26 protein-coding genes and 2 pseudogenes are annotated in these 25,711 nt (G+C 65.6%); 9 read left to right on the forward strand and 19 right to left on the reverse strand.

Annotation, left to right across the window (positions count from 1 at the left end):
- Positions 1-81: 81 nt before the first annotated feature.
- Positions 82-729 carry a TetR/AcrR family transcriptional regulator gene (locus AC5Y49_RS16230; RefSeq protein ID WP_499888720.1) on the reverse strand — a complete coding sequence of 216 codons (648 nt, stop codon included), beginning with the start codon at positions 727-729 and terminating at the stop codon, positions 82-84.
- A 90-nt stretch (positions 730-819) separates the two neighbouring features.
- Here AC5Y49_RS16230 and AC5Y49_RS16235 point away from each other — a divergent pair, with 90 nt between their 5' ends.
- From AC5Y49_RS16235 to AC5Y49_RS16245, 3 genes and pseudogenes are all read left to right on the forward strand, one after another.
- The gene (locus AC5Y49_RS16235; protein ID WP_499888721.1) at positions 820-2,271 is read left to right on the forward strand and encodes an FAD-dependent monooxygenase; all 1,452 of its coding nucleotides are present in this window, start codon (positions 820-822) and stop codon (positions 2,269-2,271) included.
- 27 nt (positions 2,272-2,298) lie between these two features.
- Positions 2,299-2,511 (forward strand): annotated as a pseudogene (locus AC5Y49_RS16240) (integrase core domain-containing protein); the annotation flags it as partial.
- 38 nt (positions 2,512-2,549) lie between these two features.
- A complete protein-coding gene (locus AC5Y49_RS16245) occupies positions 2,550-2,873 on the forward strand; it encodes a YbaB/EbfC family nucleoid-associated protein (protein WP_499888722.1) in 324 nt (107 codons plus the stop codon).
- Between the two features lie 6 nt (positions 2,874-2,879).
- Here AC5Y49_RS16245 and AC5Y49_RS16250 read toward each other — a convergent pair whose 3' ends face one another.
- The 8 genes from AC5Y49_RS16250 to AC5Y49_RS16285 form a co-directional block, all read right to left on the reverse strand.
- Positions 2,880-3,014: a hypothetical protein gene (locus AC5Y49_RS16250; protein ID WP_499888723.1), complete on the reverse strand. Its 135-nt coding sequence runs from the start codon at positions 3,012-3,014 to the stop codon at positions 2,880-2,882.
- A gap of 391 nt (positions 3,015-3,405) precedes the next feature.
- Entirely contained in the window at positions 3,406-3,891 is a 486-nt protein-coding gene (locus AC5Y49_RS16255; protein ID WP_499888725.1) for a hypothetical protein, read from the reverse strand.
- A gap of 40 nt (positions 3,892-3,931) precedes the next feature.
- A complete protein-coding gene (locus AC5Y49_RS16260; protein ID WP_499888726.1) occupies positions 3,932-4,417 on the reverse strand; it encodes a hypothetical protein in 486 nt (161 codons plus the stop codon).
- 74 nt (positions 4,418-4,491) lie between these two features.
- Positions 4,492-4,827 (reverse strand): DUF4333 domain-containing protein, encoded by a 336-nt coding sequence (locus AC5Y49_RS16265; protein WP_499888728.1) that lies wholly within the window; start codon positions 4,825-4,827, stop codon positions 4,492-4,494.
- Between the two features lie 58 nt (positions 4,828-4,885).
- Positions 4,886-5,656, reverse strand: a complete 771-nt coding sequence (locus AC5Y49_RS16270; protein ID WP_499888729.1) for a DUF4333 domain-containing protein — start codon at positions 5,654-5,656, stop codon at positions 4,886-4,888.
- Positions 5,657-5,664: 8 nt separating this feature from the next.
- A complete protein-coding gene (locus tag AC5Y49_RS16275; RefSeq protein WP_499888731.1) occupies positions 5,665-6,885 on the reverse strand; it encodes an Rv0964c family protein in 1,221 nt (406 codons plus the stop codon).
- A gap of 4 nt (positions 6,886-6,889) precedes the next feature.
- Positions 6,890-7,219 carry a WXG100 family type VII secretion target gene (locus tag AC5Y49_RS16280; RefSeq protein WP_499888733.1) on the reverse strand — a complete coding sequence of 110 codons (330 nt, stop codon included), beginning with the start codon at positions 7,217-7,219 and terminating at the stop codon, positions 6,890-6,892.
- Between the two features lie 120 nt (positions 7,220-7,339).
- On the reverse strand, positions 7,340-9,370 hold the full coding sequence (locus tag AC5Y49_RS16285) for a DUF7159 family protein (protein ID WP_499888735.1): 2,031 nt from the start codon (positions 9,368-9,370) through the stop codon (positions 7,340-7,342).
- Positions 9,371-9,622: 252 nt separating this feature from the next.
- On the opposite strand from AC5Y49_RS16285, the gene AC5Y49_RS16290 reads away from it, so the two are divergent.
- Positions 9,623-11,068 carry a DUF7937 domain-containing protein gene (locus tag AC5Y49_RS16290; RefSeq protein ID WP_499888849.1) on the forward strand — a complete coding sequence of 482 codons (1,446 nt, stop codon included), beginning with the start codon at positions 9,623-9,625 and terminating at the stop codon, positions 11,066-11,068.
- A 7-nt stretch (positions 11,069-11,075) separates the two neighbouring features.
- Here the strand turns inward: AC5Y49_RS16290 and AC5Y49_RS16295 are convergent, their stop codons facing one another.
- A complete protein-coding gene (locus AC5Y49_RS16295) occupies positions 11,076-11,852 on the reverse strand; it encodes an S-methyl-5'-thioadenosine phosphorylase (RefSeq protein WP_499888737.1) in 777 nt (258 codons plus the stop codon).
- Between the two features lie 37 nt (positions 11,853-11,889).
- Between AC5Y49_RS16295 and AC5Y49_RS16300 the strand changes: the two genes are divergently transcribed.
- Positions 11,890-12,762: a 1,4-dihydroxy-2-naphthoate polyprenyltransferase gene (locus tag AC5Y49_RS16300; RefSeq protein WP_499888739.1), complete on the forward strand. Its 873-nt coding sequence runs from the start codon at positions 11,890-11,892 to the stop codon at positions 12,760-12,762.
- Positions 12,763-12,768: 6 nt separating this feature from the next.
- Here AC5Y49_RS16300 and AC5Y49_RS16305 read toward each other — a convergent pair whose 3' ends face one another.
- Positions 12,769-13,080: a DUF4229 domain-containing protein gene (locus AC5Y49_RS16305; protein ID WP_499888741.1), complete on the reverse strand. Its 312-nt coding sequence runs from the start codon at positions 13,078-13,080 to the stop codon at positions 12,769-12,771.
- A gap of 46 nt (positions 13,081-13,126) precedes the next feature.
- On the opposite strand from AC5Y49_RS16305, the gene AC5Y49_RS16310 reads away from it, so the two are divergent.
- Positions 13,127-13,288 (forward strand): hypothetical protein, encoded by a 162-nt coding sequence (locus AC5Y49_RS16310; protein WP_139797963.1) that lies wholly within the window; start codon positions 13,127-13,129, stop codon positions 13,286-13,288.
- Between the two features lie 8 nt (positions 13,289-13,296).
- Here AC5Y49_RS16310 and AC5Y49_RS16315 read toward each other — a convergent pair whose 3' ends face one another.
- From AC5Y49_RS16315 to hemL, 7 genes are all read right to left on the reverse strand, one after another.
- Positions 13,297-14,604 (reverse strand): MinD/ParA family ATP-binding protein, encoded by a 1,308-nt coding sequence (locus tag AC5Y49_RS16315; RefSeq protein WP_499888743.1) that lies wholly within the window; start codon positions 14,602-14,604, stop codon positions 13,297-13,299.
- 115 nt (positions 14,605-14,719) lie between these two features.
- Positions 14,720-15,691 (reverse strand): c-type cytochrome biogenesis protein CcsB, encoded by a 972-nt coding sequence (ccsB, locus tag AC5Y49_RS16320; RefSeq protein WP_499888745.1) that lies wholly within the window; start codon positions 15,689-15,691, stop codon positions 14,720-14,722.
- Positions 15,688-17,337: a cytochrome c biogenesis protein ResB gene (resB, locus tag AC5Y49_RS16325; protein ID WP_499888747.1), complete on the reverse strand. Its 1,650-nt coding sequence runs from the start codon at positions 17,335-17,337 to the stop codon at positions 15,688-15,690. The genes ccsB and resB overlap by 4 nt, the downstream gene beginning before the upstream one ends.
- Positions 17,334-18,116 (reverse strand): cytochrome c biogenesis CcdA family protein, encoded by a 783-nt coding sequence (locus tag AC5Y49_RS16330; RefSeq protein ID WP_499888749.1) that lies wholly within the window; start codon positions 18,114-18,116, stop codon positions 17,334-17,336. Before AC5Y49_RS16330 ends, resB begins: the two co-directional genes overlap by 4 nt.
- Positions 18,113-18,718, reverse strand: coding sequence for a TlpA disulfide reductase family protein (locus AC5Y49_RS16335; RefSeq protein WP_499888750.1), 606 nt, complete (start codon positions 18,716-18,718; stop codon positions 18,113-18,115). Before AC5Y49_RS16335 ends, AC5Y49_RS16330 begins: the two co-directional genes overlap by 4 nt.
- A gap of 2 nt (positions 18,719-18,720) precedes the next feature.
- Positions 18,721-19,329: a histidine phosphatase family protein gene (locus AC5Y49_RS16340; protein ID WP_499888752.1), complete on the reverse strand. Its 609-nt coding sequence runs from the start codon at positions 19,327-19,329 to the stop codon at positions 18,721-18,723.
- A complete protein-coding gene (gene hemL, locus AC5Y49_RS16345) occupies positions 19,329-20,627 on the reverse strand; it encodes a glutamate-1-semialdehyde 2,1-aminomutase (RefSeq protein WP_499888754.1) in 1,299 nt (432 codons plus the stop codon). Before hemL ends, AC5Y49_RS16340 begins: the two co-directional genes overlap by 1 nt.
- 177 nt (positions 20,628-20,804) lie before the next feature.
- Between hemL and AC5Y49_RS16350 the strand changes: the two genes are divergently transcribed.
- The 3 genes and pseudogenes from AC5Y49_RS16350 (at position 20,805) to car (ending at position 25,192) form a co-directional block, all read left to right on the forward strand.
- The gene (locus tag AC5Y49_RS16350) at positions 20,805-21,200 is read left to right on the forward strand and encodes a nitroreductase family deazaflavin-dependent oxidoreductase (protein ID WP_499888756.1); all 396 of its coding nucleotides are present in this window, start codon (positions 20,805-20,807) and stop codon (positions 21,198-21,200) included.
- A gap of 2 nt (positions 21,201-21,202) precedes the next feature.
- Entirely contained in the window at positions 21,203-21,583 is a 381-nt protein-coding gene (locus AC5Y49_RS16355) for a nitroreductase family deazaflavin-dependent oxidoreductase (protein WP_499888758.1), read from the forward strand.
- A 55-nt stretch (positions 21,584-21,638) separates the two neighbouring features.
- A pseudogene (gene car / locus AC5Y49_RS16360) lies at positions 21,639-25,192 on the forward strand (carboxylic acid reductase).
- A gap of 37 nt (positions 25,193-25,229) precedes the next feature.
- Here the strand turns inward: car and AC5Y49_RS16365 are convergent.
- Entirely contained in the window at positions 25,230-25,688 is a 459-nt protein-coding gene (locus tag AC5Y49_RS16365; protein WP_499888760.1) for a MerR family transcriptional regulator, read from the reverse strand.
- Positions 25,689-25,711: the final 23 nt, after the last annotated feature.

Here is a 25,711-nt window from a genome sequence, read left to right on the forward strand (position 1 = left end):
AGGGGTTGTTGACGGCAGCGCGTCGCTCCCGGCCGCAGACCGGGATATGCCTTATCGAACGGATAGGCGCGCGGCCCTCGGTTAGTTTGGCGAGGCTGGGTTGGCTCGGACGAGTCCAGTGAGGATCATGTCGAGTCCGGTGTTAAATCGCCGGTCGCGGTCGCCGGTCAGTATTGCGATGAGGTCATCGGCCTCGGCAGGCCGACGGTGGCCGCTGTCGGCGATCTGCTGTACCAGCGAGTCCCACTCGTCTGTGCCTTTGAGCTCAAGGAAGGCCTGTTCATCGATCACGAATCCGGTTGTGTAGGAGCGTAATAGGGCTGCAAGCTGGCCTGGACTGTATTCGGGTGCGGTGACCGCTTGCAGCAGGGCCATCAGCGTTGCCGACAGGTTGAGCGTCGCGGCCAAGGGGGCATAGGAGCCGGCGATGATGCGTCCGCCGTCCCGAAATGCCAGCATCGCACGACGCATACGCCCGCAGCAGGTCTTCACCTGTTTGACTGATGGGACTGCGGTGTCGATGTCGGAGAGGTCGATGGTGGCGTAAATCGCATCAGCCATCGCCCGCTGCAGGTCTTTGCGATCCCGAAAGTGCTTGTACAACGCTCCCGGAGTGACTTCGGCAGTTGCCGCCAGCCGCCGCATCGTCAGCGCATCCAACCCGTTGGCGCCCACGTATTTGTGAGCGAGCACCACCAACGCGTCACGAGTTAATCCACGCTTGACCATCGCAGGCCAGCGTAGAGCGGGTTTGTTGACAGAGCGGTCGCGTGACCCCTAACTTGCCGTGGTAAACATTGTTTACCAGATGGAGGCGGGATGGCAGAGCACCAGGTAGTGATCGCAGGTGCGGGTCCGACGGGTCTGATGCTGGCCGGCGAACTGGCGCTAGCGGGAGCTGACGTTGCCGTGATGGAGCGTCGAACCGGTCGTGACCTGGTGGGTTCGCGTGCAGGCGGCATGACGCCGCGCACGATTGAGGTGCTCGATCAGCGCGGCATTGCCGATCGATTCCTCGACGAGGGCACCATCGGCCAAAACAGCCACTACGCAGGGCTGTTCTACGACGTCTCCGATCTGCCGACCCGGCACAATTACGGGCTCGGACTGTTGCAGTACCGCGTCGAAACGATCCTTGCCGACTGGATCGCCGAACTGGGTGTGCCCGTTCACTACGGCTGTGAGGTCACCGGCTTCACCCAAGATGACTCCGGCGTCAACGCCATCGTGTCGGACGGGACCACGCTGCGGGCCGGATACCTGGTCGGGTGCGACGGGGGCCGCAGCGTGGTCCGGAAAAGGGCCGGTATCGACTTCCCCGGATGGGAGCCCTCGACCAGTTGCCTGGTCGCCGACGTTCGCCTGACCGACGAGCCGCCTTGGGGTCTGCATCGACACGGCGGGTTCCACTCGTTCTTCACCTTCGACGGCGAAGAGACCGTGCGGGTGATGGTGACCGAACCGCAGGTCGGAAACACCGCCGAACCCACCCTAGCCGACGTCAGCGAGGCGCTCATTGCTGCACGCGGGACAGATTATGGATTACGCAGTGCCACATGGATTTCCCGGTTCACCGACGCAACCCGCCAAGCCGTGGCCTACCGAGCCGGGCGCGTGCTGTTGGCCGGCGACGCGGCGCACATCCATTTCCCGATCGGTGGGCAAGGCCTCAACACCGGGATCCAGGACGCGGTTAACCTGGGCTGGAAACTCGCGCGGGTCACGCGTAACGCAGCGCTTGGAGGACTCCTCGACAGCTATCACGCTGAACGGCATCCCGTCGCCGGGCGCGTGCTGCACAACACCATGGCCCAAACCGCGCTCAATGGACCTGGGGAACGCATCGATGCCCTCCGGGACACCATGGCCGAGCTGCTCACCATGCGCGAACCCCGTACCCGGATTGCCGCCATGATGTGCGGCCTGGATATCCATTACGACCTCGGCGACGGACACCCGCTGCTCGGCCGCCGCGTGCCAGACCTAGACCTGCAGACCCCCTCCCGTCCCACTCGGCTGTTCACCCTCCTGCACCAGGCCCATGGCGTCCTGCTGAAGTTCGGTGGCCAACCATGGGACTTCGACACCACGCCCTGGTCGGACCAAGTGACGATGTTCGACGTGCATTACAGCGGAGCGTGGGAGCTCCCGGTCATCGGCGAGGTGGCGGCGCCGGATGCGGTGCTGGTCCGACCCGATGGCTACGTCGCCTGGGTGGCGGACGGCTCAACCGCGGGATTACCGGATGCGCTCGACAGGTGGTTCACCTAATTCCCTTGCGCCAAAGCGCTGGCCTCACGCCATAACGGAAAAGTGGAGCGCTACAACCGAATTCTCGTCGAAGAGTTCCTCTACGCACGTCCGTGGACATCAGATCAAGAGCGAGTTGCCGCCCTCGGCATATGGAACATCCACTACAACTACCACCGGCCGCACAGCGCAGCTAGAGGGCAGCCACCGGCCTCCCGGGTCACTGCAGGCGTCACCAACCTCATGGCCTCATACAACTAGGCGCCGCGCTTGCGGGCCAGCAGCTACTCTGACACGACGTGACGGACGACATTCATCCCGAAGTAGCCGCACCGCTGACGGATGCGCGGCGGTTGGTGTCGATCATGGACGACCAGCTACACAAGATGAACAGTGCGACATTCATAGCCGCCGACGACTCCGAGACAGTCGAGGTCACCCTCAACGGGCATCGTCAGTTAACCGGCGTCGCGATCCGCGATGGCCTGCTGCGGTTGGGTGCAGAGACCGTCGAGCAGCGTCTCAACGAAGCGCTTCGTAACGCCACAGATGCCGCATCGGCCTCAATGGTGGCCGATCAGAAGCGGATCGACGAACTGCTCGACCACCTGACCGACGGGTGACAATCATCAAAGCCGCCGTACGACGATGGCGCGGTAGATCCAGCCCGCGCCGATGATCGTCTCCTTCAACGTGTTCTTGAAATCCTTGGTGTCGAACCGGAAAAGCTGGCCGTTCACCTTGCCCTCGGCCTTCTCATGCAACTAACCTTCTTTCCAGGTCTGCCGAGAGCTGGAGAACCCATCACTATCTGTAGTTGTCTCCCAACCTAAGCAACGGTCCCTTGATCGCACCTCGTTCGCGTCGGGGTGAAACCGTAGATGGATTGCGAAAGTGTCATTGACCCCGACTTCGGTCAAGATGTCCTTCCAGTAGGGGTCGGTGGTCTTCCACTCCGCTACCAGGTCGACCTTCTCGGCAGCACCATCTCGCACGTGCCATGGGGACGTAGCCTGGTTCAGCGCCATTAACCGCAGCCGGAGCTCTTCCGGGTCGACAGCCAAGACATCAGGATCGGGCCTGGTGATCCCCCGGATACGGTCGCGAAATCCCATGCGGACTAGTCAATCACAGCGTCGGGCGCAAGCGTCCCAGTCAGAGCTTGCGTAGGACGACAGCCCGGTAGATCCAGCCAGCTTCGAGGACGGTCTTCTTCAGGACGTCTTTGAAGTCTCTGGTATCGAAACGGTAATGCTGGCCGTTCACCGTGCGTTCGGATGCGTCGTGCATCTGGCCGGTCTTCCAGCCCTCGCGGTAAGAGGAGTTTCCGTCGGAATCTGTGTACCAATCTCCGCTAAAGCAGCGGTCTTTCGACCGAACCTCGTGTGCGTCAGGGCGGAACCGTAGTTGGGTAGTGAACGTTTCGTTGAGCCTGACTTTGGCGAAGATTTCCTGCCAGTGCGGGTCAGTTGTCTTCCACTCCGCCACCAGGTCGACTTTCTCGGGCGCACCGTCGCGTACTTGCCATGCGGCGGAGGGTTGATTCAACCCCATTAGCCGTAGGCGAAGCTCTTCCGGGTCGACAGCCAAGACATCAGGATCGGGCCTGGTGATCCCCCGCATACGGTCGCGAAATCCCATGCGGACTAGTCAATCACAGCGTCGGGCGCAAGCGTCGCAGTCAAAGCTTGCGCACGACGACAGCCCGATATATCCAACCAGCCTCGGTGACCGCCTTCTTGAGGACGTCCTTAAATTCTTTGGTGTCGAACCGATAATGCTGACCGTTCACGGTACCTTCGGCCGTACTGCGCAGCTGGCCGTTTTCCCACGCCTGATGAACTTGGTCGTTCGTGTTGACGTCTAAGGATCGCTCCCAGCGAAAGCAACGATCCCTCGACCGGACCTCGTGTACGTCCGTGTGGAACCGCAAGAAGGTCTTGAAGGTTCCGTTGACTTCGACTTCATTGAGGATGCTTTGCCAGTACGGGTCAGTGGTCTTCCACTCGACCATTACATCGACGCCCTCAGGAGCGCCGTCGATCACATGCCAAGGGACAGCAGGTTCGTTGAGCCGAAGCAGGCGTACACGCAGCTCATCCGGGGCGACGGGCATGACGTCGTCGGCCGGCCTCGTTATGCCCTGTATGCGATCGCGAAGTCCCATGCGGACTAGTCAACCACAGCGCCGGTCAGAATCATCCTGGGCAGCCCAGCACCCCACATTCCATCCGACACAACTCAATTCATGGGTTTTTCGTCGTTCTGCATATCAAATTTGATGTCGTCACCCTCGACGGCGGTAGTCGTCACAGTCACGCCCAACTTGCTGTCGCCTACCGTCAGCACGCACCGCTGTGTCGCGCCCACCTTGGCTGGAAGGTCGCCATTGCAAACGACTGAATCGGCCTTCGCCCCCGCATGCGCCTCTTCCTTCTGCTTGACGGTGGCAGCCAACTTGTCCTTCGACAGCGCCGGTGCTTTATGGATTTCCGCATGTGTGGAGCATGCGCCCGTAAGGGTCGCTGCGGTCAGTATCGCGGCCGCGATAGCCCGTCGTCGATACGAATCATTCATTGACGTCATGCTCAACTGTTCCTATCTAATCTCGTGGGTTCTCGCCGGCGGCTAAGCATCACACCATCGGCCGCTCATCGACCTGAATGTCGAACTTGACGTCGCCGCCATCGACGTCGACGACACTGACGGTGACACCGAGCTTGTCCTCACCGACGGACAACGCGCACCGCTGGATCGCACCGACCTGTGCGGGCAGGCCGCCGTTACACACCAACCCGTCTACCTTCTTTTCGACGAACTGCTCAAGAAGCTGCTTCACCCGAATTTCAAGCTGCTCCTTCGACACCTCGCCAGGCTGATTCGGATCCGGCGGCGCCTGCTCCCGAGCAGCGGCCGCGGTGCCGGCGACTTCGGCACTGATCGAGTCCATGAATTCCATCACCGCGGATTTCGCGACGTCATAGACGTCGACGGGCGCGCTGTACAGAAGTTGCAGCAGCAGAAGTATCGCCGGTTCCTCGGTAGGAACCTCGAACAAAAACTGAGACTGCATGATGTCCACGTGGCGTCCGCCGAGGTTGACGGTAAATCGAAGCTCCTGGGCGTATTGGCGCGGCGGTGCATCGGAAATCAGACCTTCTCGCAGGACAGCTATGCTCTCCGCTTGGCCCTCCAGGCTCTGTCGATAGCCCGCAGCCAACAGCGACAAATCGTCGCCGGCGTTGATCGCCTGCTCCGCGACGGTGATGTTGGTCGTGAACGGCTTGTCGAGATCCGCCTTTCTCACCAGCACGATGGAGGCGGCGTCTTCGTTCACCACGCTCGGTTCGACCGAAATCCAGCCATCTGGAACGGATCCCGTCAGTTCGAAACCCTCGCTTGCCACGTCACCCCCTAAAACCCGAACCACTTGCCGACGTTTTTGACACCGTCCTTGATGGTGTTGGTGACCTTACCCGGATCGATCTCGACGTTGAACGAACCCTTACCACCGACGCCCAGACAGGCACCGACCGAGCCGCCGATTTTCAGCTTCCCGTCTTTGATGCCGGCATCGATGTCGGCCGATACGCCGATCCCGGCCTGCAGCTCACCGTGAGCCCCAACACCCACGCCACCCACATCGACGTTGGCGTCGCCGGTGAGGCGTCCACCGACGAATGCCTCAGCACCGGCGTTTACTCCGCCTTTACCGATGGATGCCTTGGCTTCGGCGTTGGCTTCGACGGCTGCGCGCCCACCGAGGTCGCCGTGGGCGATACCCCAGTCAGCCGAACCCTTTGCCTCTGCCCCGACCAATGTCGCGTTGGCGTTCGCACCGGCCGAGATACCGTTCGTCGAAGCTTTTGCGTTGGCGCCCGCCTGGGCGGTGAAGGCGTCCATGCCGACGTTGCCCTTCACGGTGGGTCCGTTTTCGCCGAATTTGTGCTCTCCCTTCAGGAGATCCTTGTCGACGACTGCCCCAACTTTTCTGGTCTTCGCCTCGGCGACCGTTACTTCCGGCTTCTTCGGCTTTTTGTCCTTCGCATCTTTGTCTTTGTTTTCGCCGAAATCCTTCTTGTACTTCTTCCGATAGTCAGGGTCGTCCCAGTCACCCGACTTGACCGGGATCTTCACCTCGTGCTTGCTGTTCTTGACGGCCCTGGCCAGCAGCCCGTCTGCGTTGTCGGCGGCGGTACGCAAGCTATCGATCGTGGCCTGCGTGCTCTTCGTCATGCTCTGCACGAGCCGCTTGGTCTCGTCGCTCAGCGAGTCGAGATTGGGCGGCGGAATCGCCCTACTGGTCTCCGGATCGATCCGAATTCCCCAACTGGCAGCGCTAGCGCGAAGTGAACTCAGCTCGGTCTTGATCTGGTTGACCTCGTTGGCGGCAACTCGGGTGGCATTCGCGATTCCAGAGGCATCCTGGCCGTGAGTGTCGAGTCCGGTGGCGTGGAGCTGGGTTCGTGCCAGCGCGGCGGTGGACGCCGGACCTTGCCAGGAATCGAATGCGGATAATCCGCCCAGTGCGCCGCTTGCCTGTGTGGTCGATTGGGCACGGTTGGTGCTCGCCTGACTGACTGCGTTGATCGCATCCGAGTCCCACCGATCGATGTCGGCGATCGACAAGCTCATGGGATTAGCGCGGGTCAGCCGCTGCAGGGCCGATGGCCGACCCGGCGTCCTCTACCTGGTCGGCAGCCTCGTCGTCCACGCCGCGGTAGGCGCGTGCGGTTTGTACAAAGTTGTGACCGTGGGTCGTGAGATTGCTGTGGTGGGTTTGGGTCGCCTCGCGCCATTCAGCGGCCTTTGCCGCCAGCGCTTGGGCGGACTGGCCGACCCAGCCGGCGTGCGATGCGGCGATCTGCTCGTCGGCTGCGGATAGTTCGGAGTGCAAGGCCTGCGCTACCTGGTGCAACTCGACGCCCGACGCGTGCACCGCGGCTGGATCTACCTTCAACTCACCCATGAGAGCCCCAATACTTTGGCCGACTTTGGCGTCCGAACCGAGTCATATTCGGTCGGCGAAAGTATCGTATCGCGACCCTAGAGGGTGTCAGAGCACCAAAATTTGGGTGCGCGAGCTGGGTCAGCCACCGGTGCTTGCGCTACCGGAACCGCTGCTGCTCGATCCGGAACCACCCGAGCCGAAGCCTCCACCAGAGCCGAAGCCCCCCGAGCTACTGCCGCCAGAGCCGAACCCGCCGCCGGAGCCGAAGCCGCCGGAACCGCCGCCAGAGCCGAAGCCACCGGAATCACCCGATCCGAACCCGCCGCCGCCGGTGCTGCTGCTACCTGAGCCGGACCCGCCAGACCCGAAGCCACCGCCGCCGGTGCTGCCCGAACCACCGCCGGAAGACCCGCTTCCGCCACCGGACCCGAACCCACCGCCACCGGAACCCGCCGAGCCGCCGCTGGAAGAGCCGCTTCCGCCACCGATACTCCCGGAACCGCTCTCGCCGCCGGACCCGAAGCCACCGCCGCCGGTGCTGCCGGAACCGCTTCCGCCGCCAGTGCTACCCGAGCCGGAACCGGTGTTACCCGAACCGCTGCCGCCACCGGTGTTGCCTGAGCCAGAGCCAGTGTTGCCTGATCCCGCGCCGCCAGATCCGGTGCTACCCGATCCTGTGCCGCCGGACCCGGTGCTACCCGATCCTGTGCCGCCGGACCCGGTGCTACCTGAGCCGCTCTCGCCGCCGGTGTTACCAGACCCGGCGCCGCCCGAACCCGCACCGCCGGAGCCGCTTTCGTTGCCGCCAGTCCCGCTGCCACCGTTCTGGCTGCCCCCATTTTGGCTGCCACCGTTCTGACCGCCGCCATTTTGGCTACCGCCGTTCTGACCGCCCCCGTTTTGGCCACCACCGTTTTGGCCACCACCGCTCTGACCCCCACCGTTCTGAACGCCACCGTTTTGGCCGCCGCTGTTTTGACCGCCGCCGTTCTGGCCGCCGCCATTTTGACCGCCGCCATTTTGACTTCCGCCGTTCTGACTTCCGCCGCCTTGGTTACCGCCGATGCCGATCGGTCCCTGCGGCACATGAATGGGAAGCGGAATCGGGATCGGGATGGGAACCGGGTTGAACCCGGGTGCCGGCGGGGCGGCAGGCGGCGCTTGGTCAACCGCAGGAGGCGCAGCCGGCGCAGGCGGCGGCGCCGCCGGAGCCGACGCAGGCCCCGAGACGCCCTGCGGGGAACCGCCGGGACTGACTGCCGGCGGCTGCACTGGGGGACTCGGCGCGTTAGGCGCCGGCAACACCGGCATGAAGTTTCCCGGCACCGGCTTCTGTTGCTGCTGCTGCGGTTGCACGTGCGGCTGCGCCGGATTGGCCGCGGTTGGGCGGACACCGATCGTCACCGCGACGGCCAGCGCAGCACATCCCGCGACCAAGATTCCGCCGACGGAACTGCCGATCAGCAAGGCACGGCCGACCGGCGCTGCCACGCCCATCGCCTCGGTTTGGTCGTAGTCGTAGTCGTCGTACTCGTCGTCGTCTCCGGCGTAGTCCATCGACAGCAACTCGGAGTCGTCGTCAGTCATCGAGTAAGCCAGCTGCGGACCAGAACCCGTCATCTCCACCGGCGGCTCGTTGATCGTCGTCGCGTCGGTGGGCGTGGCCGCATCGGCCATCGCGGCTGCCGGTGCCAGCATCGTCGAGTCTTGCGCTGGTATGGCCGCTTGGGTCATCGTCGCCGAGCCCGCGGCCACGGCAGCGGCCCGCGCCGTCGCAAACGCAGGATCGTCGGACAGCTCCGACGGCAACGATGAGGTGGCTCCAACCTCGTCGGCGTCAGGATCGGCACCCGAGGACGCGATCAGCGACGTCTCCGCCTCAGCCTCCGGCAATAAGGTCACATTCTCGACACCGGAGTCGTCGAGCGTCTGGCGCAATTCACCAGCTTGACGCTGATCCGACCACCACAGCCGAGTCCCGATCAGCCGATGGTCTTCTGCCGCCAGTAGCCGATGCGTGCCGACCACCGTCTCGGCCAGCTTGTCGATCGGGTCTGCCCCCACATCGACCACCGACTCGTCGATCACCACATCGCTATCGGCCCCCGCGCCGACGAGTGTCAGGCGGGCAACCGGACCGTCCACCGCGACGCCTAGAGCTACGTCCATCGCGGGTCTCCTCTCCTGACACTGCGGCACCAACCGTTCGGCCGACAAAGGTTCAACGATCGAAGCCCGGCTTGCGCTCCCGCCGAGTTAGCCAGCGTATGCCATCCCTGCGACATCTGACCGGGGATGCTCTAGGACCTGCACGTCCGCCGTTAGCTGGCCACACCGTCTAACGTGCTTCGAAGTACTGTCGATTCCGTGAGCAACGGCCGCGACGACACGCCTGCTGCCCGTCACAGCGGCGGACCAAGGATTGCGCGCATACCGGCTGAGCAACCACCGCGATCGCTGGTGAGCCGTAAGTCGATCCGCCGGTGGAACATCAGCTGCGAGGTGACCGCCGCCGTTCTGTTGCTCCTTGCGCTGGTTTTCCCGTGGAACCTGTATTTCGGCCTCACCGTCCCCGATAGCCGCGGCGCTGTCTTCGCGCTGCTGATCGCGTGCACCGTCCTGTCGCTGGCAGCTATCGCCGGCGGCCGACGCGTCGGTCCTGCGGTACGGGTCGCCCTCAACGTCCCCTACCTGCTGCTGGTGCTGGGCTTTGTGGTTTTCGACGTGGTCCAGACCGTGCGACACGGCGGGAGCGCGACGGTGCCGGGCGGTGTGGGGCCGGGGGCATGGCTTGGCGTCGCCGGCGCAGCGTTGAGCGCGCAGCCGCCGATCACCGGCACTGTCGACGACGACAGGTTGCAGGGTTGGCTGCGTTCCGCGCCGCTGGTCGGCTACGCATCGATAGCCCTCGCCCTGTTGAGCGTGGTATTCAACCTGTTCTGGCGGATCAAAGCCGCGCTGCCCACGGGCTCGTCGAGTTTTGGCAAACAGAACCTCGCAATCATCGCGACGGCCATCGTGTATGGCGTCGTGGCGTTGATCACCGTCGTGGTGGCTTCTCGATGGATTCTGCAGCGCAGCACGGATTCTCGACTGGCAGTGGTTGGGCTGGGAGCATCGACGCTAGTTGCTGGGCTGATCGTGTGGAGCCTGCCGATCGGCCGCGACATCGACGGGTTTCACGGTATTGCACAAAACACCTCGACCGCCGGAGTGGGATTCGAGGGCTATCTGGCGTGGGCGGCCGCGGCAGCGATAGTTGCACCGCTGACATTGCTGCGCATCCTGACCGACCAGCAGATCGCTCAAAGTATTTGGCGGCGGACTGCGCGAAAAGGCTTGCTGCTGATCATCGTATGGTGCATCGGCTCAGTGTTGATGCGACTCACCGACATCGTTGTGTCCGTCGTGTTGAACCTGCCCTACTCGCCCTACGACAGCGCGGCGATGGCCGCATTCGATCTGGTCACCGCGGTGCTTGCGGTGTGGCTCTATCTCAACTTGGTCAACCGCAGGCTGCCGGTGGCCGTGATCGCATCACTATGCGGAGTTCTGGTCGTGCTCACGGCTTCTCGGATCGTGATAGGCGTGGCACTGGCTCCCCGGCTGGCCGGTCCCGTCGACGCAAACCCGGTTTACGGCAGCAATCTGGCACAACAGATCACCAGCACGTTCGACGTCGTGCTGTGCGGGCTGGCTCTGTGCATCCTGGCCGTGGCGATCGGCACCGGTCGGCTGCGCCAACGACAGCCACTCACTACTGCCCGGCCGGTTGCCGTCGAGGAAACGCCGCGGATCTACCGCGGCGACGACTCGCCACGCATCAAAGGACCCAAGATCTTTCGGGCGTCCGACGACACGAGCTAGCGGATTCTTACGGCAGTTCGAATGGCAGCTCGACGCCGCTCTGCGACAGGCACTGCGTGCAGGTGCGCTCGCCGTCGACCTGACTGATTGCCTCATACACCAGCTTCTTGAACGGCTCGATGTTCTTCTCAAACTCACTGAACACGTTGATAGCCGTCACTCCCCCGCCCACCTCGATGCCGGCATCCAGATCGGTCACCAAAGCGATTGGGGCATAGCATATTTCGAGCTCACGAGCGAGCACAGCCTCCGGATAGCCGGTCATGTTGATCAGAGTGAACCCGGCGCCGGCGAACCACTGGCTTTCCGCGCGGGTGGAAAACCGCGGCCCTTGAATCACCACCATGGTGCCGCCGTCGACCACGCCGGGCAGCCCAGTGACCGCGGCGCGCAGCGCCGGGCAGTACGGGTCGGCGAAAGCCACGTGTGCCCCGCCGGAGTCGAAGTACGTGTCGGCGCGACCGCGGGTGCGGTCGACCAGTTGATCGGGCACCACCACCGAGCCGGGCCCGAGGTCAGTGGTCAGGCTTCCGACCGCACACGGCGCAAAGACTCGTCGCACACCCAGCGCGCGCAGCGCCCACATGTTGGCCCGATACGGCACGGTGTGCGCCGAATACTGATGGTTGGCCCCGTGACGAGGCAGGAAAGCGACCTCGTGCTCACCGACCGTGCCGACCGTGACCGGGGCGCTGGGCTCACCGAACGGGGTGTCGAGGTTGACGCGGCGCGCGTCGGATCCGAAGAACGTATAGAAGCCGCTGCCGCCGATCACTCCGAGCACCTGCTCATTGTCATACAGCGCATGGAACGATCGATGGGTGGCCAGCCTTACGCAGTGGATCGCCGGCGCTAGACCGCGCACGCTTCCCAACGCGGTCGCCCCCGTTGTCACGGGCACTGGGGCTGCGGCGTGGTTACACGCCGCGGTGTGGTGGAAGGCGCTGCTGGCGTTATTGGTTGCCTGCGCTTTTGTTATCGGGGTCAACTTCGCCAACGACTACTCCGACGGCATTCGCGGCACCGACGACGACCGGGCCGGCCCGGTGCGGCTGGTGGGGTCGCGGCTCGCAACGCCGCGGTCGGTCCTGGCGGTGGCCGTGGTGAGCCTGACCGTCGGCGCAATCGCCGGGCTGGTGCTGGCTTTTGCGAGCGCGCTATGGCTGGTCGCGGTCGGACTGGCCTGCATCGCCGGCGCCTGGCTGTACACCGGCGGCTCGAAACCCTACGGCTATGCGGGTTTTGGCGAAGCAGCGGTGTTCGTGTTCTTCGGACTGATTGCCGTGTTGGGCACTCAGTACACCCAGGCGTTGCGGGTGGACTGGGTGGGATTGACGCTGGCGGTGGCGACGGGCGCGCTGTCGTCGGCGGTACTGGTGGCCAACAACCTGCGGGACATCCCGACCGACGCGCAGTCCGGCAAGATCACGCTGGCGGTGCGACTCGGCGCAGTCCGCACCCGGGCGCTCTACCAGCTGTTGCTGGCGCTCGCCGCGGCGCTGACGCTGGTGTTGGCAGCAGCCACCCCGTGGTGTCTGCTGGGCATGATCGCCACGCCGGTGGCGCTGCGGGCGGTGGCGCCGGTGCGATCGGGCCGGGTGGGCGCCGAGCTGATTCCGGTGCTGCGGGATACCGGACTGGCGATGCTGATCTGGTCGATCGCCGTCGCGGTGGCATTGGCCGTCGCCAGTTGACTCTGATCAGTCGCCGGATGGCTCTTCGCCGCGTAGCCGCGCCCGCAGCTGGTCGCGGTCGCGGCGACGGCGCTCGGTGGCCGCCTCCAGCCCGGCGGTGGCCCGTCGACGCAGCGGGCTGAACAGCCAGATGCCCAGCGGCATCGCGATCACCAGCGCGAATAGCACCGCGATGACCACCGGGAAGTCGTGCACGCCGAGCAGCCGCGCCATCCCGTAGATGCCAGCCGCGAGCACGAGGACCAGAATCAGCCTTGCCGCCGCGTACAGCACGATGTCGACGACAGCGCGGCCCGCGGAGCTTCGACCTTCTGCCACAGCTCGAGCCTACGGCGCGGGTATATTCGGTCCAAGGAGGTGTTGAGTGCTCTACCTGCTCCTCGTCCTGGTTTTGGGGACGCTGATCTACATCGGCTGGCGGGCTGCACGTTCGCAGGTGAACCGGCCGAAGACGCGCGTCATCGGACCCGACGATGATCCGGAATTCCTGTGGCGGTTAAGCCACGGCGATAACAACCCGCGTTAGATCAAGCGCTAGATAAAGGCGGTATTCCGCCGCTCGTCGTTGGGGAATCCATCGGCGACAACAGCTGCCAGCTCGATCAACGCCTCGCGCGTTTCCCGCTTCAGCCGCTCCAGGCTGATCTCGGCGCCCTCCTCCAGATGCGGGTCGAACGGCACTAACCGCACCGCGCGGCAACGCCGGGAAAAGTGGTCGACCACCTTTTGCATGTCCACCTTGCCGGAGCGGGGCCGGACCGCGTTGATGACGGCGATAGCGTTGCGCACCAAATCCTCGTGCCCGTGCGCATCGAGCCAGTCCAGTGTGGCCGAGGCGCTCCGCGCCCCGTCGATCGATCCCGAGCTGACCACGATCAGCGTGTCCGCCTTGGACAGCACCGCCGCCATCGCCGAGTGCAAAAGCCCCGTCCCGCAGTCGGTGAGCACCAGGCCGTAATACCGCTCCAGAATCTCCAGCGTCTGGGTGTAGTCGTCGGCGCTGAACGCCTCCGACATGGCCGGATCGCTTTCCGACGCCAAGACTTCCAGCCTGCTGGGCCCCTGGGAGGTGTAGCTGCGGACATCGCTGTAGCGCTGGATGCCCTCGGCGTCGCGCAGCAGGTGCCGGACGGTGGCTGGCGTCTCCAGCGGCACCTTCTGGCTCAGCGTGCCGCGGTCGGGGTTGGCGTCCACGGCCACCACCCGGTCGCCACGGATCGACGCGAACGTGGCGCCCAACGTGGCAGTGATGGTGGTTTTGCCGACGCCGCCCTTCAACGACAGCATCGCGATGCGGTAGCAGCCCCGCAACGGCCGGTTGACCTGCACGATCAGGTCGTTGTAGCGATTGACCCGCGGGCTTTCCCCGACGTTGATCAACTGGCCCGACAAAACGTAGAGCCACCGCCGCCAGCCTTCCGACGGCGGCGGCTTGACCTGCCGTAACAGCGTGCTGGTGGACAGCTCCGGATACGGCGACGGCGGGTGGTGCGCAGGTGTGCCCCCTTGGCGAAACGCAGTGTTGCCCGTCGTCTCAGGTGCTCGCCCGGCCTGCCCCGGCTGATAGCCGCCGTAGGAGGGTGAATCGACCACCCGGGGAAGTCCTTTGGCCGGGGTGGCCGCCCACGCCCGCGGCTCGACGCGGGTTTCCGGGGCCATCCCGCCCACCGTTTGGTTCTCGCTGAAGCGGCGCTCCGTGCGGAACCCCGCAAAGGCCTTCGTCTCGGCCGCGCTGGTCTTGGGGTCCGGCTCACCCGCGTGGGGCTGGGGCGGCAACTCCGTTGTCGGATGGTCTTCGGGGCTTCGAGGCGTTCCGGAGCCCGGGGTTGGATGCTCAGACACGTGAACTTCCCCTCGTTGCAGTACTCGGGTCGCTTGTTACCGCTCGGATAACTCTTAACAACTTGCCCTGTTAACGAACATATCGCAGCGCCGCCCGACACCTCTGCGGTGCAGGTCAGCCCACGCCGGCATAGGAGTGCAGGCCGACGGTCACCAAATTGACGAAGAACAGGTTGAATACCATCGCCACGAAGCCGACCACGTTGATCCAGGCGGCTTTTCTGTCCCGCCAACCCGCCGTCGACCTGGCATGCAGGTAGGCGGCGTAGACCACCCAGGCGATGAAGGCCACAGTTTCCTTGGGATCCCAGCCCCAATACCGGCCCCACGCTTCCTCGGCCCAGATTGCGCCGAAGATCACCCCGAAGCCGAAGACCGGAAACCCGAAGATCGTCGTCCGGTAGGCGATGCGGTCCAGGGTCTGCGCGTCGGGCAGCCGCTGCACCATGCGAGCCAATCCGCCCGCGGTTTGCGGATCGCCGAACCGCGAGGTCTGCAGTAAGAACAGGATGCTGGCCACGCCGGCTACCAGAAACACCCCCGAGCCCAGGCTGACCACCGACACGTGGATCGGCAGCCAATACGACTGCAGCGCCGGCATGACCGGCGCGGCGTTGGCGTACAGCCAGTGTCCGGACACCGCCAGCAGGATCAGCACCGGCAGCAACAGGAAGACCCACAGCGGGCGGTACTGCGGCCGGCGCAACACCACCGCGCCCGCGATCAAGCCGCAGAAGCAGGTCAGGTTGATGAACTCGTACATGTTGCCCCACGGCACCCGCGCGGTGGCCAGGCCACGCAGCACGATGCAGGCCAGCAGCAGCCCGATCCCGACGTAAACCAGGGCCAGACCGCCCCGGCCGATGCGTTCGTCGAACGGCCGTCGGGGCGCGTCCAACACGACGCCGGGTGTGGTGCTGTCGGCAGCGACTCCCGCGCTGACCAGCTGACGCTCGTCTCGCCGGCTGCGGGCGTAGGCGAGTTCGACGGCCAACAGCAGTAGCGCGACGACCAGAACCACCAGCGCCGAGGTGAACGCCCAGTCGGAGGTCCGCGCCAACCCCACGTCGATGTTCGGGGTGTTCATCTCGCGTCCTTTCCGGTGGCGCCGACGGGTTGCCGCGCCGCGGCGTCGAAACCTGCCAACAGCCGGCCGGTCAGCCGTTCGAACTCGTCGCCCCAGCCGGAGTTGTCGGTGCGGGCCAGGCCGCCCAGCTCGACGTTTACCGTAGCCGTTGCCTCGGCTGGGACCATCCGCACCCAGACCCGCCGCCGTCGCACCAGCAGCGACACCAGCAGCCCGGCCATCATCGTGATCGCCGACACCAGCACCCAGATCTGGCCGGGGTCATGGGAGACCTGCAGGTTGATGAAAGGGACGGCGCCGTCGAAGCGCACCACGGTGCCGTCCTGGTCGAGCCGGACTTCTTCGCCGGCGCGCAGGTTGACCCGCTTGAGCTTGACCAACCGGTGCTGGTCGATCAGCCGGGGATCCAGGGTGTACAGCGACTGCGGCCGGCCGGTGTCCAGGCCGGTGTCGCCTTGATAGATGTCGACCGCCACCGCGGGGGCGTTCAGCGCGGGAAAGCTCGACGACAGCAGGGTGCCGTCGAGCTGCTCAGTCGGGGCGAGCAGGCCCTGGATCGCCAGCTGGTGTTGACGACGCTCGGCGGGGTCGGGGTAGCTGCCGGCCGGCGGGTCGATCCGCGCCACGCCCGACGACAGCAGGGTCTGCGGGTTGTCGGGTCGCCATTGCACGGTCGACGTGCGGGTCTGGCCGTCGGGGAACGTCACCGTGAACGTCGGGGCGTAGCCGTGGCCCTGCAGGTAGATCCGGTCGCCGCCGGTGCGCAGCGGGTGGTTGACCTCTAGCCGGTAGGGCTCCCAGGTGTTGCTGGTCAGGTTCGCGCCGGTTTGGTAGTCGATGTCGGCCGCGAACGACGTGGCCTGGCCCGACGGCAGGTAGCGGGCATCGAAGTCGTTGACGCGGATACAGATTGGATGCAGTGAGGTGCCGTCGACGGTGTTGCCGGCGCGGAACGAGTCGAACGCGGCCGGCGAGGCCGAGCAGAACCCCGGCCCGCCGTCGGCGATCACGATCACGTTGCCCTCGTAACCGAACATCTTGCCGACACCGACCGCCACCAGCAGGCCCAGCAGCGCGAAATGGAAAGCCAGGTTGCCGAATTCGCGCAGATAGCCCTTCTCGGCGGAGATTTCGACGGTGCCTTCTGGTGGCGACCCGCTGCGCCCGGCTTCGCCGCCCTTGCGATCGCCACGGCCGTCGTGGCGGCGGATGGTTTTGCGCCAGCCGCGCAGCCGGTGGGCCATCGTCGCGGCTAACTCGTCGGGGTCGCCGGCGATCGTGGCGGTGGCGTGCTTGGGCAGCCGGGCCAGGTTGCGGGGGGCGGCCACCGGGGTGGCGCGCAGGCTCTTGGCGTGCTCGACCATCCGCGGGGTCAGGCAGCCGACCAGCGACACGAAGAGCAGCACGTAGATCGCGGTGAACCAGAAGCTGCCGAACACGTCGAACGCCTGCAGTCGATCCAGCCATGGTCCGATCACCGGATGGGTGGCCAGATACTCGTCGACCTTGCTGGCGTTGAGGCTGCGCTGCGGCAACAGCGCGCCGGGGATCGCGCCCAGCGCCAGCAGGAACAGCAGCACCAGCGCGGTGCCCATCGACGTCAGCGCCCGCCAAGTGTTGCGTATAACCGCGAACACCCGGCTCATATCGGCAGCCTCACGTCGGTTACGAACGCGTCGCGCAGCCACGAGACGAAGTCGTTCCACACTCCGCTGACCAGCGCTGCGCCCACCGCGATCAGCAGCACGCCGCCGATGATCTGCAGCGCCCGGGTGTGCCGGCGAAGCCAGCCCAGCCCCGCCACCGCGCTGGCCGACCCAAACGCCAACAGCACGAACGGGATTCCCAGGCCCAGGCAGTAGGCGATCACCAACACGATGCCGCGCGCCACGCTGGCGCCGTCGGTGGCCGATGCGACGGTGATCACCCCGGTTAGCGTCGGCCCCAAACACGGTGTCCAACCCAGCGCGAACACCGCGCCCAGCACCGGCGCCCCGGCCACCGTCGACAACTGCCGCGGCGTGAAGCGTGCCTGGCGCTGCAGGGCGGGGATGAAACCGATGAAGACCAGTCCCATCACGATGGTCAGCACCCCGCCAACCCGCTGCAGCAGCAGTTGATTGCTGATCAGCGTGGTGGTCATGCCGAGCACCGCGACGCTGCCGAGCACGAACACCACAGTGAACCCGGCCACGAACAACGCCGCCGACCCGGCGACCCGCCACCGCGCGGTCGGCGGCGCTTTGAGCGCACCGGCCCCGGGCGCTTCGTCGACGCCGACGACCGCGGCCAGATAGGACAGATAGCCCGGCACCAGCGGCACCACGCACGGCGAGGCGAACGACACCAGCCCGGCCAGCAGGCAGACCGCCAGCGCCACCAACAGCGGCCCCGCGGCGGCGATTTCAGTGAACCCGCTGCTCATTGCGGTCCCGGTGGCGCCTGACCCTCGGCTGCCAACCGCTCGACGACCGGCTGCAGGTCTTCGGCGAGCAGTTCGCGCAGGAAGACCGCGGCCACCCGGTGCTGACGGTCGAGCACCAGGGTGGACGGAATGACCGTGGTGGGGTATTTGCCGCCGAACGCGATCATGGTCCGCATCGCCGGGTCGTAGATCGACGGAAAGGTTAGGTGGCGATCGGTGACGAAGTCCTGCGCGGCTTGGCGGTTGTTGTCGCGCACATCGATACCGAGAAACGCCACCCCGTCATCGCGGGTGGCGTCGTAGACCTCTTGCAGGCGGGTGACTTCGGCTCGGCACGGCCCGCACCACTGGCCCCACACGTTGATGACGACGACCTTGCCGGGGAAGTCGTTGAGCGACAGGGTGCGTGCCGGGTTCATCAGGTCGGGTCCACTCACCGGCCCGGGCCGGCCCCGGCGGTCGGGCGGGTCGTAGAAAATGTCGGTTTTACCGCCCGGAGCGACGAATTCGAAAGTGCCGCCCTGGGCGACGGCGTCGTCACCGGTCGAGCAGCCGGCCAGGAGACCGGCCACTGCTGCGGCGACGATCGCCAGCCGCCACATGCTCAACAGCCGCCCGGTTCGGAGTACGCCACGTCGACCAACCGGTCGCCGTCGTACACCAGGGACGTCACCGACCCGACAGCGCATTCCCGGCGCCGTGGATCGTGCCACAGTCGTTTGCCGGTCAGGTGCAGTCGCAGCGTCCATACCGGCAATTGGTGGCTCACACACACTGCTTCGTGGCCGGCGGCGCGGGCGCGCGCCTTATCCACTGCGGTCGCCATCCGGGTGGCGATCTGCGCGTAGGGCTCACCCCATGACGGCTTGACCGGATTGCGCATGTGCCACCACACCCGCGGGTCGCGCCAGGCGCCGTCGCCGGGCGAGATCCGCCGGCCTTCCAGCACGTTGGTCGATTCGATCAGGTCTCCGTCGGTGTCCACCGGCAAGTCGTGGCGGGCGGCGATCGGGGCGGCGGTCTCCTGCGCGCGCTGCAGCGGGGAAGCGATCACCGCGACGATGTCGCGGTCGGCCAAGGCGTCGGCCACTGCCTGCGCTTGTCGAATGCCCTTGTCGGACAAGTGGAATCCGGGTAAGCGTCCGTAGAGCACCCCGGCAGGGTTGTACACCTCACCGTGGCGGACCAAATGGATTCGGGTCTGTTCGGCCATCAGGGTCTGGGCTCCTTGGCGGCGGCGGCGACCGCCGCGGGTAGTGCATCGGCGATGCGGGTGAAGGCGTCGTCGTCGAGGGCAGCCGAGACGAACCACGCCTCGAAGGCACTGCACGGCGGGTAGACGCCGGCGTCCAGCAGCGCGTGGAAGAACGGCGGATAGCGCCAGGTTTGGCTGGCTTTGGCCGACGCGAAGTCGGTCACCGGTTCGTCGGCGAAGAAGACGCTGAACATGTTGCCTGCGCGCGGAATCTGGTGTGGCACATTAGCTTCCGTCAACGCCTTCGAGAGCAGACCGACCAGCCGGTCGGCGTTGACATTCAGCGTGCGGTAGACGCTGTCGTCGGCGGCGCGCAGGGTGGCCAAGCCGGCGGCCATCGCCACCGGGTTACCCGACAGCGTGCCGGCCTGATACACCGGCCCCAACGGCGCCAACCGCTCCATCACATCGGCCCGTCCGCCGAACGCCGCGGCCGGCAGCCCGCCGCTCATCACCTTGCCGAACGTGAACAGGTCGGCCTGCACCGGATCGATGCCGTACCAACCGCTTCGGCTGACCCGGAAGCCGGTCATCACTTCGTCCAGAATGAGCAGCGCGCCATGCTCGGCGGTGATGGTCCGCAGCGCGGCGTTGTAGCCGGGTGCCGGTGGGACAACACCCATGTTGCCGGGGCTGGCCTCGGTGATCACCGCCGCAATCTCGTCACCGAAGCGGGCGAAGGTTTCCTGCACCGCGTCGATGTCGTTGTAGGGCAACACAATCGTGTCGGCTGCGCTGGCTCCGGTGACACCGGGTGAGGACGGCAGTCCCAGTGTCGCTACCCCAGATCCGGCGTCGGCCAGTAGTGCGTCGACGTGGCCGTGGTAGCAGCCGGAGAACTTGACGATCTTGGCGCGCCCGCTGAAGCCACGGGCCAGTCGCACCGCGCTCATGGTGGCCTCGGTGCCGGAGTTGACCAACCGGATCCGATCCACCGGTGCCACCCGATCGATGATCTCGGCGGCCAACTCGGTCTCCGCCGGCGTCGGAGCCCCGAACGACACCCCACCGGCGGCGGCCTGCTGTACGGCCTCGACCACCGCGGGGTGCGCGTGGCCGAGGATCATCGGGCCCCACGAGCAGACCAAGTCGACGTAGTGGTTGCCGTCGGCGTCGGTCAACCGGCATCCGTGGGCCTCGGTGATGAAGCGCGGAGTGCCGCCGACGGCCTGAAAGGCCCGGACCGGGGAGTTCACGCCGCCGGGAATGACCGCGCAGGCGTCGTCGAACAACTTCGCCGAGGCGTCGATACCCATGGCCACCAGTGTCCCAGCTGGCAGAACCGGCTCGACTACAGGGTGTAGTTGCCACGCCTTGTGCCGTCGAGATTGACGTTAGAGCGGTATTTCGGCTGGTAAACAGCTCTAACGTCGATTTCGGCAACATCGGACGCGGGGTTGAGATTCGCGGCGGCCACGGAGTTGGATAGCACCATGCAACTACCGCAACGGCTCGCCCGGTTCAACCGGCACGTGACCAACCCCGTTCAACGGATGTGGGCCGGCTGGCTGCCCGGCTTCGGGATTCTCGAACACGTCGGGCGGCGCTCGGGTAAGCCGTACCGCACCCCGTTGAATGTGTTCAGCGCGGAGGTCGACGACAAGCCCGCCGTGGCGATCCTGCTGACCTACGGCCCGGACCGCGACTGGCTGAAGAATCTCAATGCCGCCGGCGGCGGGCGGATGCGGCGCAACGGCAAAACCTTCGGCCTCATCCAGCCGCGCACGCTGACCAAGGCCGAGGCGGCCCCGTATGTCAGCGCCCGCTCGCGAGCGCTGTTCAGCAGGCTGCCGTTCGAGCAGGCGGTCCTACTCACCCGGATCGACTAGCCGTGCAGTTCTCCGAACGACGGGCCCGATTCAACCGCCGGGTCACCAACCCGCTGTTCCTGCCGATCAGCGGTTGGCTGCCGCTGTGGTCGATCATCGAGCACGTCGGGCGACGGTCCGGCAAGACCTACCGCACGCCGGTCTCGATGTTCCGCACCGACGGCGGCGTCGCGGTGCTGCTGGTCTACGGACCGAATCGGGACTGGGTGAAGAACCTGCAGGCCGCTGACGGCGGGCGGGTCACGCTGTACGGCAAGACCTTTGACGTGACCGACCCTCGGGTTGTCCCGACCGGCGAGGCGGTCAGCGCGCTGAAAACCCCGTGGCGACAGCTGTTGGGGTCGGCCGGGGTCGAATCCGCCCTGCTGCTCACCCGGGCCTGAGAACGCACGACTGGACCGGGCGCCGCACGGGTATACCCGCGACCGGAGGGCGACTATGACCGAAACTGGACGAGAGCAACGCCTGGCTCAGCGCATCGAGCAGCTATACGCCAACGACCCGCAGTTCCGCGGCGCGGCGCCGCTACCGGAGGTGACCACCGCCGCTCACCAAGCGGGGCTGCGGCCCTGGCAGGTCGTCGAGCACTACCTCACCGGTTACGCCGACCGGCCTGCGCTGGGACAACGGGCCCGCGAGCTGACCCCCGTCGACGACGCCCCGGGGCGCGCAACATCGACCCTGCTGCCGGGTTTCGAGACGATCACCTACCGCCGATTGGGCGAACGCGTGGAGGCGCTCTCCGGCGGCTGGCAGACGAACCTGCCGGGCGGCTTCCATCCCGGCGACTTCGTGGCGGTGCTGGGCTTCACCAGCATCGGCTACGCAATCATCTACCTGACCTGCCTGCGGCTCGGTGCGGTGTTCATCCCGCTGCAAACCAGTTCATCGGCGCAACAGCTGAAGCCGATCGTGGCCGAGACCACGCCGCGGGTGTTCGCCGCCAGTATCGATTCCCTGGACACCGCAATCGACGTGGTGATCGACGCGCCGTCGGTGCAGCGGCTGGTGGTGTTCGACTATTTCAACTACGACCACGAGCAACGCGGGCGCTACCAGGCCGCGCTCGAGCGACTGTCCGCGGCCGGGCGCGAGGTCGAGGTCATGCCACTGCTGACCGAACTGGAAGACGGGCGTTCGCTGCCGGCGCCCCCGCGTTCGTCCCGCCGGCCGGCGAGAATCCGCTGGCCACCCTGATCTACACGTCGGGCAGCACCGGGACCCCGAAGGGGGCGATGTACACCGCGGACATGACGACTCGGCTGTGGCAACGCCCGCATAGCCCGTCGCTGGACATCGGCATCCAGATCCCGGCCATCCATCTGCAGTACATGCCGCTGTCCCATGTCTTCGGACTGGAATGGCTGATCGCCACGCTGGCATCCGGGGGCATCGGGTACTTCGCCGCCAAGAGCGACATGTCCACCTTGTTCGACGACATCGCACTGGTGCGCCCCACCGCGTTGAACCTGGTCCCCCGGGTCTGCGACTTGATCTTCCGGCGCTACCGCCGAGAGCTGGATCTGCGATCCGCGACCGAGGGCAGCCCGGCCGACGATGAGGTGAAAGCCGAACTGCGACAAGACTTTCTCGGTGGCCGCGTGGTATCGGCGATGTGCGGCAGTGCACCGCTGTCCACGCAGATGCACGCGTTCATGGAGTCGCTGCTCGACGTGGCCGTCGCCGACGGGTATGGGGCCACCGAAACCGGCGGCGGCATCCTTCGCAACGGCATTGTTCGCCGTCCGCCGGTGACCGAATACAAGCTGGTCGACGTGCCGGAGCTCAACTACTTCACCACCGACAAACCGCACCCGCGCGGCGAACTGTATGTCAAGGCGAGCAACGTAATCCCAGGCTATTTCCGGCATCCCGAACTGTCTGCCCAGATTTTCGACGACGACGGTTTCTACAAGACCGGCGACATCATGGAAGAGCTCGGCCCGGACCGCCTGAAATATCTCGACCGCAGCAACAATGTCATCAAGCTCTCCCAGGGCGAGTTCGTCGCGGTGTCCCAGCTCGAAGCCACCTATGCCGCCAGCCCCTACATCCGGCAGATCTTCCTGCATGGCAGCAGCGACCAGCCGTTCTTGCTGGCGGTGATCGTGCCCAACCTCGACGCGATCGGCGACGGCGACCCACGCGCGCTGATCACCGCGTCGTTGCAGCAGATCGGCGCCGAGAACCGGCTCAACCCGTATGAGATTCCGCGGGAATTCCTGCTGGAATCAGAGCCATTCACCCGCGACAACGGGCTGTTGTCCGGGGTGGGCAAGCTGCTGCGGCCGGCGCTGCGGTCACGCTACGGCGAACAGCTGGACGCGATGTACGACAAGATTGCGGCGGGCCAGGAAAATCAGCTCGATCAGCTGCGCGCCGCGGCCGGTGACCTGCCGACCATCGACACCGTGCGGCGTGCCGCGGTGGCCACCCTCGGCTTGGAGGCCGCCGACGCAAACATGCCTGCCGATGCGAGATTCATCGAGCTGGGCGGCGATTCGCTGTCCGCGTTCTCATTCGGCTCGCTGCTGGAGCAGATCTACCACGTCGATGTTCCGGTGCAGACGATCGTCAGTCCCACCGCGACGCTGGCCACCATCGCGGGCTACATCGACGGGGAGCGTGACTCGGCCTCCATGCGGCCCACGTTCGCCTCGGTGCACGGCCGGGACGCCACCGTGGCACGCGCGTCGGATCTGACCCTGGACAAGTTCATCGATGCCGAAACATTGGCTGCCGCATCGAGACTGGAGACAGCAGACGGTACGGTCGGCACCGTCCTACTGACCGGCGCCAACGGTTACCTGGGCCGATTCTTGTGTCTGGAGTGGTTGGAGCGGCTGTCGCAGAGCGGCGGGCGGCTGATCTGCATCGTGCGCGGCGCCGATCCGGTCGCGGCTCGGCAGCGCATCGAGGCTGCGATCGACAGCGGCGATACCGGGTTGTCCGCGCACTATCGCGCGCTGGCCGCCGAGCACCTCGAGGTGTTGGCCGGTGACCTGGGCGCTGCGAACCTCGGTGTCGACACACCAACCTGGAATCGGCTCGCCGAATCGGCGGACCTGATTGTGCACGCCGCCGCGATGGTCAACCATGTGCTGCCCTACAGTCAGCTGTTCGGTCCGAACGTGGTGGGCACCGCCGAGATCATCAAGCTGGCAATCACCAAGCGCCTCAAGCCCGTTAGCTATTTGTCGACGGTCGCGGTCACTGCGCTGCCCGACGGCAGCTTCCTCGGCGAGGATGTCGACGTGCGTGAGGCGTCGGCGTCGCGGTCACTGGACACGTCGTATGCCAGCGGCTATGCGACCAGCAAGTGGGCCGGTGAGGTGCTGCTGCGCGAAGCACACGATCTGTGTGGGCTACCGGTGGCGGTGTTCCGCTCCGACATGATCCTGGCGCACAGCCGCTATTCCGGACAGCTCAACGTGACCGACATGTTCACCCGGCTGATCCTGAGCATCCTGGCGACCGGCCTCGCACCGCGCTCCTTCTATCAGCTTGACGCCGACGGCAACCCGCAGCGCGCGCACTATGACGGGCTGCCAGTCGATTTCACCGTCGATGCGATCACCACCCTGGGGACCCGCGCTACCGACGGCTATCACACCTACAACGTGCTCAACAACCACGACGACGGTATCTCACTGGACACCTTCGTCGACTGGCTCGTCGCCGATGGCCAGAAGATCGAACGGATCGACGACTACGGTCAATGGCTTAGCCGATTCGAGGCGGCGATGAAAGAGCTGCCCGAGGACCAGAAGAAGAATTCCGTGCTGCCGCTGCTGGGCGCCTACGCCCGACCGGCAGCGCCGATGTCGGGTACCACGATGCCTGCCGAGAAGTTCCGTGCCGCAGTGCAATCCGCTCAGATTGGCGCCGATAACGATGTGCCGCACCTCAGCGAGGCGTTGATCGACAAATACGTCGCCGATCTGCACCAGCTAGGTTTGTTGGACAGCGAAGCCGGCGGGCAGGTGGCCTGACGGGACCGGCTGGCGGGACACGTTCGAGGGTAGGGCCCTAACCGGGACCGCATCTTTCAGCCGTGTCGACATCCAATTTCTGATCCGGCTGCGTCGGGTCAGCGAGCTGTTGGAGGACAACACAATCCGAGCCGGACCTACCGGGGCAGACGGCGTCGGCCGTTTCGATAAATTTAGCGATACTGCGCTCGAGTGCACGCAACTCCCGCAGCTTCCCGCGCACCTCGGTAAGATGCACATCCGCCAGATCTCGAGCGTGCACGCAGGAACGTTCGCTGTCCTGCATCAGTGTGGCGAGGACTCGGACTTGCTCGATAGGAAACCCGAAGTCTCGGCAGCGTCGGATGAATGTCAGCCGCCGCACATCGTTGTCGCCGTATCGGCGCTGGCCGCCGGTGCGGCCGGGCAGAGGCAGAAGGCCGATGTCTTCGTAGTAGCGGATGGTGGGCGCAGTTGTGCCGGTTGCGCGTGCCAGTTCGCCGATCCTTAGCTCCATCAGTGCTGCTTTCGCTCATCCCT

It is taken from the genome of Mycobacterium sp. NGS62 (assembly GCF_059812285.1).